The organism is Planktothrix agardhii, assembly GCF_904830935.1.
GTDB lineage: Bacteria > Cyanobacteriota > Cyanobacteriia > Cyanobacteriales > Microcoleaceae > Planktothrix > Planktothrix agardhii.
In genome coordinates this window covers 1243514-1258615 of record NZ_LR882952.1, presented here as the reverse complement: position 1 = coordinate 1258615, position 15102 = coordinate 1243514, and the positions used below count along the sequence as shown (strand labels likewise).

Below are 15102 nucleotides of genomic sequence, written 5' to 3'. Positions count from 1 at the left end.
TCACACAACCAATAATGATCTAACTGTTGAACTAACTGTAGCCGATATTTATTGTACCGGGCTGTTGGTCAATTTCTTGAGAAAAACCGATTTCGGTTTTAGGATAAAGACCAACTCGCAGGTTCCCTTGTTCCGAAATTCCGATAATTTCACCAATTTGATCCCCAATCTGGATCGGTTTCCCAATACAGGTTAAGAGTTGATTATAGCCCGTTAACATTTTCTTAACCTTAGCATCTGATAGGTGTTGAATCCCTAGGTCTAATCCCTGTAAGACTAGGGCGGCGAGGAATTCTAGGGATTGAATCGTCGGCGGTGTGGGAGAATGGGCAAAAAAGGTTTGTAAATTAATCCCAATTTCAGGAACGGGATTTTCCCAGTTTAAGCCAACTCCGATCACCGCCTGAGTAATAAGCTGTCCCGAAATTTTGGTTTCGGTGAGAATTCCGCCGAGTTTGCGCTGATTTAAAATTAAATCATTCGGCCATTTCAATTGTACGGGACAGGAGCGATCGCGCAAAATTGTGGCGATACCCCAAGCTGAACTGATGCTCAATTGGGCTTGTTGAGTCACCCGAAGGTTGATATCGACAATTTTTGATAAAAATAGCCCCCCCTGACTCGACTGCCATTGTCGGCCCCATTGTCCCCGTCCGGCGGTTTGTTCTCCGGCGATAACAACAGTTCCCGAAGGTTCACCCTGTTCTAACAGTTCCCAGGCGGTTTGATTAGTAGAAATTAAGCTATCAAAATAATAAATAGTTGGTAGAGAAGTACCACGGCGCGTCTCCATCAGGGTTTGTAAGGCAGATTCCAAACGGGATAAATTCAGCAAGTTATTTAAGGGAATGGGAATAAAACACAAAGGCACAAAGACACAAAGACACAAAGACACAAAGAAGAATCGGTTAAAATTAGGGGTGTTTGTAGTCGCAACTGTTCCTAATCATAATTTTATGCACACTTGGCATTGGCAAACCTGGAATGGATTACCCTATTTAACCTGTAGTTTGCTTAAAGATTGGCAACATGGCTTTTTTACCCGTTCTTTTAGTCCTCGAACTCCTTCGGACTTAGTGGCTGTTTTACAACCTGCGGTTCCAGTGTATCGAGTTAAGCAGGTGCATGGGAATGTCGTATTAAAAACGGGAACTGTTGAACCTTTAGATAATTTGGGATCACAGGAAATTCCTTTGATGGAAGCGGATGGTTTATTTGCGGAAAATTCCTCGGAGGCGGTTTGGGTAGCGACGGCGGATTGTGTTCCGGTGTTAATTGCGGATGCTCAAACCGGAAAGGTGGCTGCGGTTCATGCGGGCTGGCGGGGGACGGCTGCTAAGATTGTTCCAGAGGCGATCGCCCATTTTCAAGCCCAGGGTAGTCAATTAGAGGATTTACGGATCGGATTAGGGCCAGCGATTTCGGGACAGGTCTATCAAGTTTCCTTGGATGTGGCGACCCAGTTAGCCCAAAGTTTGGTTTGTGATATAGGGGGATTAGAACCAGTCTATCAACTCCCTAATTCCCCCCTAATGACCGATCCTGACCCGGATAAAGTCCGTTTAGATGTGCGACGGTTTAATAGTTTACAACTAGAACAGTTAGGGATTACACCTGAACAAGTGGCGATCGCTCCCCATTGTACCTATCAAGACCCGGAGGCTTTTTTCTCCTATCGTCGGGAACAATTGAAACGGGTTCAATGGTCAGGGATTGTGAGTCAGTAGAGTTAATAGATCAACGGTTTGGATCGAGATTGAGTTAAGCTTACAATTAATAAACGGTATAAGAAAAAGTCTGATGAGCGAGCAAAGTCCCTACGAACAGCTTGGGGTTACCCTTGATGCCTCCTTTGATGAAATTCAGGAAGCTCGAGATCGCCTAAAACAGCAATATATTGGCGAAGTTAAGCTGCTGCAATCTATTGAAGCGGCTTATGATGCCATTTTGATGGATCGGTTGAAAATGCGACAAGAGGGCAAAATTAAAGTCCCGGAGCGAATTCGTTTTCCCGAACGAGTGGCCCCAACTCCGCCCTCTGGTGTTCAACCTGTGGCGAATTCAAAACCCAATTGGTTAAGCCAACTGTTGGATACTCCCAGTCGTGCTGAGTTATTATGGCCTTCTGGGGTATATGTCACCTTGGCAGGTTTGAGCCTTTATTCGGGTTTTGCTACCTCATTATTACAACTAACTTTAGCCTTGGGTGTGGGATCTTGTCTTTATTTCCTCAACCGGAAGGAAAATAAGTTTGGTCGAGCGGTTTTACTGACCGTTGCGGGTTTAATTGGGGGGTTAATATTAGGAAGTTTATTGAGTTCACTAGCAGGAGCGATCGCGGTAGAACGATTTATTGCTTTTATTACTTTTATTGTTTTGTGGCTTGTGGCTTGCTTTCTGCGTTAATTCCCCAGGGTTTGAAGTTACCGGAATTAGGGAACAGCCCCCCCCAAACCCCCCGTACACGGGGGGCTAGGGGGGGAGGGAACAGGGAAGAAAAGACTTTAGCAGTCTTTTTCCTAACTGTTAGGGGCGACGACTATAAAAATAGGGCTATATTTCTGGAAACAGAAACAGCCCTATTTTTATTTAAACTGATTTAATTTTTAGGATTTGAATTAAACAACTGACGCCATTTTGACTTCATTATTGGCTAACAGTTCTTGCAATTCATCAGCATCCACCGTTTCTTTATCAATTAAAACATCGGCTAATTGATTTAAAACATGGCGGTTTTCTACTAATACTTGTTTTGCCCGTTTATAGGCGGCATCCACCAATATACGGACTTCGGCATCAATAGTTGAGGCGGTTTCTTCGGAGAAATCCCGTTCCGACATAATATCCCGTCCCAGGAACACATTCCCCTGTTGACGACCTAAAGCCACTGGGCCAAGGCGATCGCTCATTCCATAACGAGTAATCATTTGACGGGCCACCCGAGTCACCTGTTGTAAGTCATTGGACGCTCCGGTGGTGACTTCTTCTTCCCCGAAGATAATTTCTTCAGCTACCCGGCCACCCAAAGCCACGGCCATTTGATTTTCCAGATAGGAGCGGCTGAACAAACCGGAGTCCATACGTTCTTCACTGGGCATAAACCAGGTTAACCCCCCGGCCCGACCGCGAGGAATAATACTAATTTTCTGTACAGGGTCATAGTCGGGCATTAAGGCCCCTACTAAGGCGTGTCCGGCTTCGTGATAAGCGACTAGGGTTTTGCGTTTTTCGCTCATCACCCGATCTTTCTTCTCAGGGCCAGCTAACACCCGGTCAATGGCATCATTGACTTCATCCATTGAAATTTCGGTCAGGTTACGACGGGCGGCTAAAATAGCGGCTTCGTTTAACAGGTTGGATAAGTCCGCCCCGGTAAACCCAGGGGTACGACGGGCAATTTTATCCAAGTCCACATCTTTAGCCAAGGTTTTGCCCCGGGCATGAACTCGCAGAATTTCTGCTCGGCCGTTATAGTCGGGACGGTCAACCACAACTTGGCGGTCGAAGCGACCCGGACGCATTAAGGCGGAGTCGAGGACGTCGGGGCGGTTAGTCGCGGCAATAATAATAATTCCGTTATTGCCTTCAAACCCGTCCATTTCGGTTAATAACTGGTTTAGGGTTTGTTCGCGCTCATCGTTACCACCGCCTAAACCTGCACCCCGTTGACGACCTACGGCGTCAATTTCATCAATAAATACGATACAGGGAGCATTGGTTTTCGCCTGTTCAAACAGGTCACGCACCCGGGACGCACCCACACCGACGAACATTTCTACAAATTCCGAACCGGAAATACTGAAGAAGGGAACACCCGCTTCTCCGGCTACGGCTTTGGCTAATAGGGTTTTACCTGTCCCTGGGGGGCCAACTAATAACACCCCTTTAGGAATTTTTGCCCCAACAGCCGTAAAGCGATCAGAATTTTTCAGGAAGTCCACGACTTCGCTAAGTTCGAGTTTAGCTTGCTCGATACCTGCTACATCCCCGAAGGTGACTTGGGTTTGGGGTTCCATCTGGACTCTAGCTTTAGACTTGCCAAAGTTCATGGCTTGGCTACCTGGGCCATTCTGAGCGCGACGGAGTAAGAAAAATAGGCCAACTAATAGTAAAACCGGGAAGAACAGACTGCTCAGGGCTTTGAACCAGAAGCTTTCATCGTTTTGGGGTAAAACTGAAATATCAACGTTATTTTCGGTCAGAATATCGATCAGAGCCGGATCGTTAGGAAGGTTAACAATAACTTTATTCCCATCCTGGGCCGTGACTAGGGCTCTGGAGCGATCGGAACTGAGACTGACCCGTTCAACTTTATTACTCTTGACTTCTTGAATAAAGGTACTATACTTCCAGCTTTCCCGGGTTTGGGGCTGTTTATCAAAAAAGGCAGTTGCTAATGCTAAGACTACAATGGCAAGCAGGGCGTATAACCCCACATTTCTCCAGCGTTTATTCACCGAGGTCTATCCTCCTACTGTTGCGGCGAGTCTACAGGACTCATTGTTATGGTATTGTTACTAATCTTAACGTATTTTTCATCAACAGTGCGTCGGGTCTTGTTTGGTGATCTCAATTGGTTAAGGATAAAGCTCTTGATCGCCCCTTAGAGAAGATTTCAGTTTTCTACCCTAGTTTTAGCCTGAAGTTGACACTAATGATCGCCCCAGCACTCGCGCGCAGTAATATAGTAAAAGATTTTTCCCTCAGTTGAGTTTAAGGTTAAACCATAGTGCAAGTTAAAAGTCAATCAAAATTTACCCAAAATTCCCTTTGTAAAGTTTGTGGTTCTATATCCCCTTATTTTGCTCAAGCTACGGTCTTAAATCGCTATACTGTTGATTATTTTAAATGTTCGGTTTGTGGGTTTGTGCAAACTGAAAAACCCTATTGGTTAGAGGTCGCTTATGCTGATCCAATTGCTATGAGTGATGTGGGATTAGTGGCACGAAATTTTAAATTTTCTCAAATCACTCAAGAGTTAATTATATCATGTTTTAATTCCAAAGGCAAGTTTTTAGATTATGGATGTGGTTATGGTTTATTTGTGCGATTGATGCGAGATTTTGGGTTTGATTTTTATGGATATGATCAATATTGTCAAAATATATTTTATCAGGGATTTGAAGGAAATCAACAAGAAAACTATGATTTAATTACGGCTTTTGAGGTTTTTGAACACTTTGTTGATCCCCTTGAGGAAATTGAAAAATTATTAAAGTTTTCTAAAAATTTATTATTCAGTACCCAACTACTTCCGGCGGATCATCCTCAACCGGATCAATGGTGGTATTATGCTCTCCATGAAGGTCAACATATTTCTATTTATACCTATCAATCTTTGGTAAAAATTGCGGAGAAATTTAAGTTAAACTTATATTCTGATGGGAGTAGTTTACATCTATTAACCCAAACAAAAATATCAGGATCAGCATGGAAAAAAGCTGTGTCTATAGAATCTGCTTCTAATTCTCTCCCTTCCTTAATTGAACAGGATTTTTTAAAAGCCGTAGCAACTCGAAAACAGATTAATTCCGGTAAAAATTCTAGTAAAATTATTATTGATGGTGTATTTTTCCAGATTCGTAATACCGGAATTGCGAGGGTTTGGAAATCCTTACTAGAAGCATGGTCTACAAAAGATTTTGCTCAACAAATTGTTGTTTTAGACAGGGAAGGGACTACGCCTAAAATTCCTGGGATTAAATATTATCAAATTCCCGAATATAATTATGATAAAATTGAAGAAGATCGGCAATTATTACAAAAAATCTGTGATCAAGAAAATGCGGATCTGTTCATTTCCACCTATTATACAACTCCCCTAACAACACCTTCGGTTTTTATGGGATATGATATGATTCCAGAACAATTAGGACTGGATTTAACTATTCCCATGTGGCAAGAAAAACATCATGGAATTAAACACGCATCCGCCTATATTACGATTTCTGAAAACACAGCCCAAGATTTAGTTAACTTTTTCCCTAATATTAATAAAAATCAAATTACCGTCGCCCATTGTGGTGTTCCGGCTGTTTTTTCCCCCGCAACTCCAGGAGAAATTCAACAGTTTAAATTTAAGCATAGCATCAATAAACCCTATTTTATTTTAGTCGGTCAACGTTTGGGTGCGGGAGGCTATAAAAATACTTTATTATTTTTTAAAGCCCTAACTCAACTCAAAAATAATCAGGATTTTGAAATTGTTTGTGTCGGTGGAGAACCAACTTTAGAAGCAGATTTTTATCCCTATATGCAACAGTTTAAAATTAACTTATTGCAACTGGATGATCAGGAATTAAAACAGGCGTATTCCGGCGCAACTGCATTGGTTTATCCCTCTAAATATGAAGGGTTTGGGATGCCAATTATAGAGGCGATGGCTTGCGGTTGTCCGGTAATTACCTGTCGAAAAGGTTCAATTCCAGAAATTGCCAAAACAGCGGCTTATTATGTTAATGAAGATCAGGTTTTAGAAATGTTACAAGCATTAGAAGAAATTCAAAAAACCGAAATTCGTCAACCTTTAATTGAAGCAGGTTTACAACAATCTTCTCAATATTCCTGGTCAAAAATGGCTGCAATTATCCAAAATACCTTAATCAAAACTATGCAAAACTTAAAATCAGAAAAAAAACCGCTTGATTTTCAAGATTTTACCTATTCTAAACGGAGTCATTTTAATCAATTTCAACGGTTTAAAGCCTATATTAATATTAATCCCGATGCTTGCGATCTAAAAATTTATCAAGATTTATTAGTCTATAATTTTATTACCCAAAATTTACCCAAAGGTTCAAAATTATTAGAAATTGGTGGGGGGAATTCCAGAGTATTAGAAGCATTAAAACAAGATTATGAATGCTGGAATTTAGATAAATTTGAAGGGGTAGGAAATGGCCCTAATCAGATTACAAATTATGCTAACTCCCGTATTGTTTTAGATTATATTGGCAACTTTAACGCTGAACTTCCTAATCAATATTTTGATTGTGTTTTTAGTATTTCTACCCTAGAACATATTTCTGAAAATCAAACAAATTTTGATCAAATTACCCAAGATATTGATCGAATTTTAAAACCCAATGGTTTTTCCTTGCATTGTTTTGATGTGGTAGTAAAACCCGCAGAAGTTTGGACAAATCAATTTTTACCCTATTTATTTAAGACCCAAAAAACCTTAAATTCTATGATTGATTTTGATCAAATTAAACTTGATCCTGATTTATATGGAATGTCAGAAACCTCTTATCGTCAATTTTGGCAACCCACAACCCAAAAATCCTATCAAGAATTTGGTCAACCAATTTCCTATAATATTCTTTGGCAAAAATCCGCAACAAATATTAAATCTGTATCTCCTGAAATTTTAGTTTATTCAGCTTTACCGAAAATTTCTATTGTTACCCCTTCTTTAAATCAAGGGGAATTTTTAGAGGAGTGTATTGATTCGATTTTGAGTCAAAATTATCCTAATTTAGAATACATAATTATGGATGGGGGAAGTACGGATAATTCAGTTGAAATTATTAAAAAATATCAGAAATATTTAACCCATTGGCAAAGTCAAGCGGATGGCGGTCATTATGTGGCGGTGAATGCAGGATTTGAAAAAACAACGGGTGAAATTATGGGATGGTTAAATTCCGATGATAAATACCATTCCGATGCTTTTTATAAACTGGCGGCAACATTTGGGCACAATAAACAGGTGGAATGGGTGATGGGAATTCCGACAGAATGGGATAGAAATGGCAAACATATTCATAGTCAAATGCAGACACCTTTATGGTCAAGAAAAATGCTTTTAGATAAACAATGGGTGGAACAATATCAACAATTACAACATACCTGGATTCAACAAGAAAGTACATTTTGGACGCGATCGCTCTGGGAAAAAGCCGGATCAAAATTACAAACAAATCTGAATTTAGCGGGGGATTTTGAACTGTGGTTACGCTTTTCTCGTTATGCTCCTTTGTATTTATTAAGAAGTTTAATTGGCGGATTTCGTACCTACGATACCCAACGTTCTAAAATTTATCGAGAGCAATATTATCAAGAAGTGAAGCAAATTGTTCAAGAGGAAATACAGTTAATTCAGCAAGGTAAATATACTTCAGAGCAGCTATCTCCCCCTATGATAGTATTAGAAGATACTCAAGTTTTAGCATTAAAACAACAAGCATTAACTCAACCTCAAATCAAAGTTTCTGCGATTGTTTCTACCTATAATTCCGCATCAATGATGTCGGGAAGGTTGGAAAATTTAGTTAATCAAACTTTATTTAAACAAGGAAAATTAGAAGTTATTGTTGTTGATTCCGGTTCCCAGGAAAATGAACGAGAGATTGTTTCTAAGTTTAAAAAACAATATCCTAACTCAATTATCTATATTAGAACAGAAGAAAGAGAACCGATTTATCAAGCGTGGAATAGGGGAATTGCGATCGCTCGGGGTGAATATATCACTAATCAAAATACCGATGATCGTCTCAAATTAAACACTTTAGAAAAGTTATCTAACTATTTAGATCAACATTCAGAAGTCGTATTAGTACACGCCGATCAGCAAGCGGTATCACCCGGAGAAAGTGTTAATTTAGAACAGTTAAATGGCAAACCGCACTGGAAATGGTCGGAATTTTCCCGTTTAAAATTATTATTTTCAGCCCAAATTGGTTCTCAACCGATGTGGCGAAAATCTCTACATAATAATTATGGATTATTTGATCAAACCTTAAAAGTTCGAGGAGATCAAGACTTTTATATTAGAATTGCTAATGCGGGCGAATTTAATTTTATTCCTGAAATATTAGGGACTTTGAATTTATCAGAAAATTCCTTAAGTCATCAACAAGATTTAAGTCGTGAAGAAGAAATATTAATCTTTAAAAGATATACCTCCTCCGGGGAAAAATTAGCTCAATTTTTAAATCATGCTCAAATTCAACTAACTGATCAAAACTATCAAATTTTAGTTAATAATTTATCCTGTGATTTAGCTAATCAAGTTTTATCACAGTTTCATCTACCGTTTTATATTAAATTAATCACGGAATTATTGAACTCTGTAGTTGAATTAGGAAGCTATAAACAAACAGTACAAACTAATTTATTAAGAATTTGGAACCGATTTGCTGACCCCGCCACCCGATTTCAATTTATGAAAACATTATCACCAGAAATCATAGAAACTTGTGATGAGCAAATTCAAATTAAAGGGGAGGGAATGGAAAAAATTGATCCTGCTCAAATGTATATTAATTTATCTAAACTAAGTCAAGTTAATGCACCTCGAATTGATCCGGTTTTTTCCGCTCAACCTCGACCTTTTTGGTCGGTGATTATTCCTAGCTATAATGGCGAAAAATATATCGAACAGGTGTTAAATAGTGTTTTAACTCAAGCCATAAGTTCTGAAGAAATGGAAATTATTGTAGTTGATGATTGTTCAACTAATTCAGAGATTGAAACTATTGTTAAAAATATCGGTAAAAATCGAGTTAAATTCTATCGACAACCGCAAAATTTAGGGTTAATTCCTAACTGGAATGATTGTATTAAACGGTCTACAGGACAATGGATTCATCTTTTACATCAGGATGATTTAGTCCTCCCTGGATTTTATACTCGGATGCGAGAACTATTAGAAAAAGAACCCACCGCCGGGGCTGGATTTTGTCGCCATTATTATATTGATGAACAGGGAAAACAACGCTCCATTTCTGCGTTAGAACAAGAAACAAATGGGATTATTTATAATTGGTTAGAACGCATTGCTGTGATGCAGCGCATTCAATTTGCTGCTATGGTGGTTAAACGCAGTGTTTATGAAACATTAGGCGGATTTTCTGAAAATGCAGGTTCCGCAGCAGACTGGGAAATATGGAAACGAATTTCTGCTTATTATCCTGTGGCTTATGAACCCCAACCTTTAGCCTGTTATCGTTTACATTCAACTTCAGAAAGTTCTAAGTTAATTTGCATTGGGGCTAATATTTCTGATACTTTAAAATCTATTGAACTCTCTCAATCCTATTTACCCGAAAATTTGGCCATTAATTTATCGAATAAAGCCAGAGAACACTATGGGTTATATGCTATTAATACCGCTCAACAACTGTTAGTTAATGGGGATGCTAAGGCCGTAATTGCTCAAATTCAAGAAGCATTAAAGTGTAGTCAATCTGATGTTATTAAACAAGCTATTATTGAGTTATTTAGTCCTCAAAAATCACCCAAAGCTCAAATCAAAACCTTAACTCCGGCTCAAATTCTGGCCGAAGTTTCCCGTTTAACTGAAGAATACAAGAAAACAAATAACCCCGATTCCCTGCGTCAAATTCGGCAGATTGTCGCTCAATATTGGTTAGGGTTAGAATCAGATAATTTAGAAAAAACCTATGGAGGAGAAATTGGTCAAGCGCATAAAATATTACTCAATAGTGGGCTGAAAAATGAAGCCTTAACATCCCTAGAAAAAGCTCAACTTCAAGATTGGTATACCTATCTAAAACAAGGGTTAAATCAACCTAAAAGCATACAACATTTATTGGCAATTATTTTATATAGCTATCCCTATCAATTATCGGCTAATTGGTATATTCAAGCTCCGATTCCTAAATGGTTTTTACCTGATTATTTTGAGTTTATGTTAGCCGTCCCTCAGTTTTTCCAAGAGTTAGGAGAAGCTGAACTATATTATCGTTATTTGGAAAATTGGATTACCTATATTCATGAGCGGTTTACCAGTCATCCTGAGTTTTCAATTTGGCAAGAATTAGCCTGGAAATTTACCCAAATTGCTAACTTTATTCCCTTGTATTTTAATACCGCTAATCTCAAAAATATTTATATTAAACGGGCAGAAATTATGGAATTTGCCCTAACTCATTTGGGTTATGCTTTAGATTATCAGTTTCCCCAACGTCCAAATCGCCAGAAAATCCGCTTAGGAATTCTCAGTAACCATTTTCTACCCCAAACCGAAACTTACTCAACTTTACCTGTTTTTGAGTATTTAGATTCAACTCAATTTGAGGTAATTTTATATGCTCTACAATCGAATAATCATCCCTTAGAAAAGTATTGTCAGAGTCGGGTTGAACGCTTGGTAAAACTGCCTAAAAATGTCTCAGAACAGGTGCAATTAATCCGTAATGATGATTTAGATATTTTGTTAATTGGAACCAATGTAACAGCCGTTAATCATGGGATAACGCTATTAGGATTACATCGTTTAGCCCGGATTCAAGTCACATCAACATCATCCTGTGTAACTACAGGAATGCGGAATATAGATTACTATATTTCAGGAACTTTAACAGAAATAAAACAAAATCCCCAAGCCCAATATCGGGAAAAATTAATTCTTTTAGAAGGTACGGCGCACTGTTTTAGTTATTATGTAACTCCCCCGGAACCACCGCAAGTAATTCCAACTCGTTCTAGTTTAGGAATTTCTGAACAGGCGGTTGTTTTTATCTCCGGTGCTAATTTCTATAAAATTATTCCTGAACTTCGAGAAACTTGGGCTAAACTATTAGCAAAAGTTCCTAATTCGGTGTTGGTTTTATATCCATTTAACCCCAATTGGGCATCTCAATATAGAGCGCTTCCCTGGATTAATAAGTTTAAAGAAGTTTTAACTAAATATGGTGTTGATCCGAGTCGTTTAATTATGATTAAACCCCAAGGGAGTCGCAGCGATATTAAAGAATATCTGAAGTTAGCGGATATTTATTTAGACTCCTACCCTTTTTCTGGGGTAAATTCTTTAGTTGATCCCTTAGAAGTGGGTTTAGTTCCTGTTGTCCGAGATGGGGATATTATTCCTAATTTTTCCCCGACAACATCCCAAGCGGGAGAGGTTTTTGTCGTCCGAGATATTGGTTCATTCCGTTCATTAATGGCGGCTTCTTTGTTGCGATCGCTCTCTATTAATGACTTAATTGCCAATGGTGAAGAATCCTATATTAATCTAGCCACAAACCTTGCTAATAATCCTCAACTTAGACAACAAAAGCGCCAAGAAATTCAACAAAAAATTCAGCAGAATCCTGAATTTTTGGATAGTCGAACCTACTCAAATAAAATGGGTATAATTTTCCAACAGTTATTCCAAACTTGGCAACAAAACCAACCCAAACAGTCATCTATTCAACTCAATAGTCGAGAAACAATCCAACAGTATTTATCGGATTTGGTGACTCATATCAATCATTATGAATTAGAACCCAATAATCAAGTAATTATTAATCAGTTACGTTCTATTCGGAAAATAATGGTGGAACATTGGTTAAGAGTTCTACCCGAACAGTTAGAAAGAATGTATACAACAGATTTAGGAAAAGGATATCAAATTCTCTTAAATCGAGGGATTCAACGGGAACTATTAACCGTAGAAGAAGAACAATTTGTTAACCAAATTACTCAACAGGCGATTGGACTTAAACAGTCTGATTCTTTAAATCATTTAATGGTATTAATGTTATATTATCCCCCAGGAAAAATGGTAGTTGCTAATGCAAAAACTCGTTTACCTGAATGGTTATTAAAAGAATATCAACGGGTATTTGAAAATCCGTTAGTTGTGGAAAAAGTACAGCCTTTAATTGTTACAAAAAATCTACCGTTAACCGATGCAGAATTATTCAAAAATCGGTTAGTTGGATGTGTTAATTTATATAAAATTGATCCGGCTAATGCTGCTATTGTTGAGGATTTACGTCAAATTCGCCGACAATTTGCTGATTTTTGGTTGGGTTTGGAAACCATACAATTAGAATCTGTTTATCAAAGTTCAGTGGGTCAAGTCTATCGAACCCTATTATATAGTGGGTTTTCTCAAGAAAATTTAACATCTACAGAACAGCAATTCATTAAAACCTTAGCGTCTCAAATGAATCAAGAATTGAATCAAATAGAGACGATTAAACCTCTATTGGCGGTGTTATTATATTGTCGCCCTGAACAATTACAAATTCAGGATCTTTCTCGTTTACCGCAATGGTTTCGTTCAGATTATGAACAGTTAACCCATCAATAAACCAATAATGTTGTTACGCCGTTGTTGCACCGTTGTTGCGCTTCAGCGCATTTCTTCTAAAACCTGAAGCATCAACAACAATTTTTCTATAAATGCGAATAATTATGAACACCTACTTAAACAGACCCCGTTTTTAGGTTTTAGCCTGATAAGAGGTGCGCTGAAGCGCAACAACGGCTACCCCGTTTTTAGGCTTTAGCCTGATAAGAGGTGCGCTGAAGCGCAACAACGGCGCAACAGTGGTGGCTACATTTTTATCTGATATCGTAACCAAATAAATTTGGGTCTACTTCGGTTAAATTCAGATCATTTAATCCATATTCTGCCCAACGTTTTGTCACCATTTCGGCTGTATCAATATCTGACTCTAAAGGTTCTCCCCATTCGTGATTGGTTTCAGGAGGTATTTTTGTAGTTGCATCTATCCCCATTCTTCCCCCTAATCCGATTTTTTGACTAGCAAAATCTAAGGTATCAAAAGGCGTATCTGGAAGAATAAAAACATCCCTGGAAGGGTCAACTTTGGAACTAATTGCCCATACCACTTGTCGCGGATCTCTAATATTAATACTCTTATCCACCACAATCACAAATTTGGTATAAGTAAACTGAGGTAAGGCACTCCAAAATGCTAATGCTGCCCGTCTCGCTTGACCTGGATAAGCCTTATCAATGGAGATAATAGCGGCTTTATAACTTAAGGCTTCCATGGGTAGGAAAAAGTCTACAATTTCCGATACTTGCTGTCTTAAAATCGGGGTATAAATCCGGTTTAAAGCGATCGCCATCATCGCTTCTTCTTTGGGGGGGCGACCGCTAAAAGTCGTTAAATAAATCGGATCTTGACGATGGGTAATACAGTTAAATCTAACTAGAGGAGAATCTTCCACACCCCCATAATATCCCATGTGATCACCAAAAGGCCCATCGGGTAATATTTCTCCGGGGGTAATGGTTCCTTCTAATACAAATTCTGAGTCCGCAGGTACTTCTAAATCCACCGTTTTACACTTGGCTAATTGTACGCCAGAACCCCCATATAATCCCGCAAATAACCATTCCGATAAATCAACAGGAATCGGAGTCGCCGCCGCCATAATAATTAACGGATCTACTCCCAAAGCGATCGCAATTTCTAATTTTTTTCCCTTCTCCGCAGCCTTGCGTAAATGTCTAGCCCCACCTCTAACCGATAACCAATGGACGGTCATGGTATTTTTAGATTGCAATTGTAACCGATAAACCCCGACATTTGGTGTTCCGGTTTCACAATCTTTCGTAATTACTAATCCCAAAGTAATAATTTTTCCCGCATCTTTAGGATAGGGACGAATCATCGGAATTTGGTTTAAATCAACGTCATCTCCTTGAATTATATTCTGTTGACAAGGGGGAAAAAAGTTGCGCCCGGGCTTGGCTTTAATCACATCAAATAAAACCTTGCCAAAATCAATCGCTTGGGATATCTTTTTCGGGGGTTTAGGTTGTTGTAACATTCCTAATTTTTTCCCCAATTCCTCTAACTCTTGGGGGTTTTCCATGTTCATTGACCAGCAAACCCGTTGTTCTGTCCCCAATAAATTCACAGCCACCGGATATGGTGAACCTTTGACATTTTCGAACAATAATCCAGGGCCACCTGCTTGCAACATTCGGTTAGAAATTTCGGCAATTTCTAAGTCAGGATCAACTAAAGTTTTAATCCTTCTTAATTGTCCTCGTTCTTCTAACAGTTTTAAAAAGCCCCTTAAATCTCTCGCCATTGTGTTTAAGAATTTTTACGTCTATTTTTATATTATGACAGTTTTTAACAATTAATGCGACTCCATGCCAAAATTATATAGGTAGATATAATTATTTTTTTAAAATCAATGCTATAACTAACTTGAGGGGAATATATCCTTTTTAAAATCATCCACTTTTCACCTAACCAGGTTTTGCTATGCCATTATCAGAACCACCAGAAGCATTGCTCAAGCGTTATCTTCAAGGAGATAGGGATGCTTGTCGAGAACTTTTGAAAGATCCTAAATATTATCAACTAATTTATT

At 38.7% G+C, this 15102-nt stretch carries 6 protein-coding genes; 3 read left to right on the top strand and 3 right to left on the bottom strand.

Annotated elements, in window-relative coordinates; all coding sequences use genetic code 11:
* Positions 1-31: 31 nt before the first annotated feature.
* Positions 32-895, bottom strand: coding sequence for a biotin--[acetyl-CoA-carboxylase] ligase (locus NMG88_RS05885; RefSeq protein ID WP_254035204.1), 864 nt, complete (start codon positions 893-895; stop codon positions 32-34).
* Positions 896-956: 61 nt separating this feature from the next.
* On the opposite strand from NMG88_RS05885, the gene pgeF reads away from it, so the two are divergent.
* Together pgeF and NMG88_RS05875 are read left to right on the top strand one after the other, a co-directional pair.
* Entirely contained in the window at positions 957-1727 is a 771-nt protein-coding gene (gene pgeF, locus NMG88_RS05880) for a peptidoglycan editing factor PgeF (RefSeq protein ID WP_227357812.1), read from the top strand.
* A gap of 73 nt (positions 1728-1800) precedes the next feature.
* Entirely contained in the window at positions 1801-2406 is a 606-nt protein-coding gene (locus NMG88_RS05875; protein WP_026797948.1) for a CPP1-like family protein, read from the top strand.
* A 212-nt stretch (positions 2407-2618) separates the two neighbouring features.
* On the opposite strand, the gene ftsH3 is transcribed toward NMG88_RS05875, so the two are convergent.
* Positions 2619-4457 (bottom strand): ATP-dependent zinc metalloprotease FtsH3, encoded by a 1839-nt coding sequence (gene ftsH3, locus NMG88_RS05870; RefSeq protein WP_254035203.1) that lies wholly within the window; start codon positions 4455-4457, stop codon positions 2619-2621.
* 272 nt (positions 4458-4729) lie between these two features.
* Here ftsH3 and NMG88_RS05865 point away from each other — a divergent pair, with 272 nt between their 5' ends.
* Entirely contained in the window at positions 4730-13051 is an 8322-nt protein-coding gene (locus NMG88_RS05865; protein WP_346732941.1) for a glycosyltransferase, read from the top strand.
* Between the two features lie 254 nt (positions 13052-13305).
* Here the strand turns inward: NMG88_RS05865 and NMG88_RS05860 are convergent, their stop codons facing one another.
* Complete coding sequence (locus tag NMG88_RS05860; RefSeq protein ID WP_227357811.1) at positions 13306-14814, bottom strand: UbiD family decarboxylase; 1509 nt, start codon at positions 14812-14814, stop codon at positions 13306-13308.
* Positions 14815-15102 lie beyond the last annotated feature (288 nt).

Bases quoted from the DNA above. Each gene is read 5' to 3' on its own strand.
- pgeF (WP_227357812.1), top strand. From the start codon at position 957: ATGCACACTTGGCATTGGCAAACCTGGAATGGATTACCCTATTTAACC.
- NMG88_RS05875 (WP_026797948.1), top strand. From the start codon at position 1,801: ATGAGCGAGCAAAGTCCCTACGAACAGCTTGGGGTTACCCTTGATGCC.
- NMG88_RS05860 (WP_227357811.1), bottom strand. From the start codon at position 14,814: ATGGCGAGAGATTTAAGGGGCTTTTTAAAACTGTTAGAAGAACGAGGA.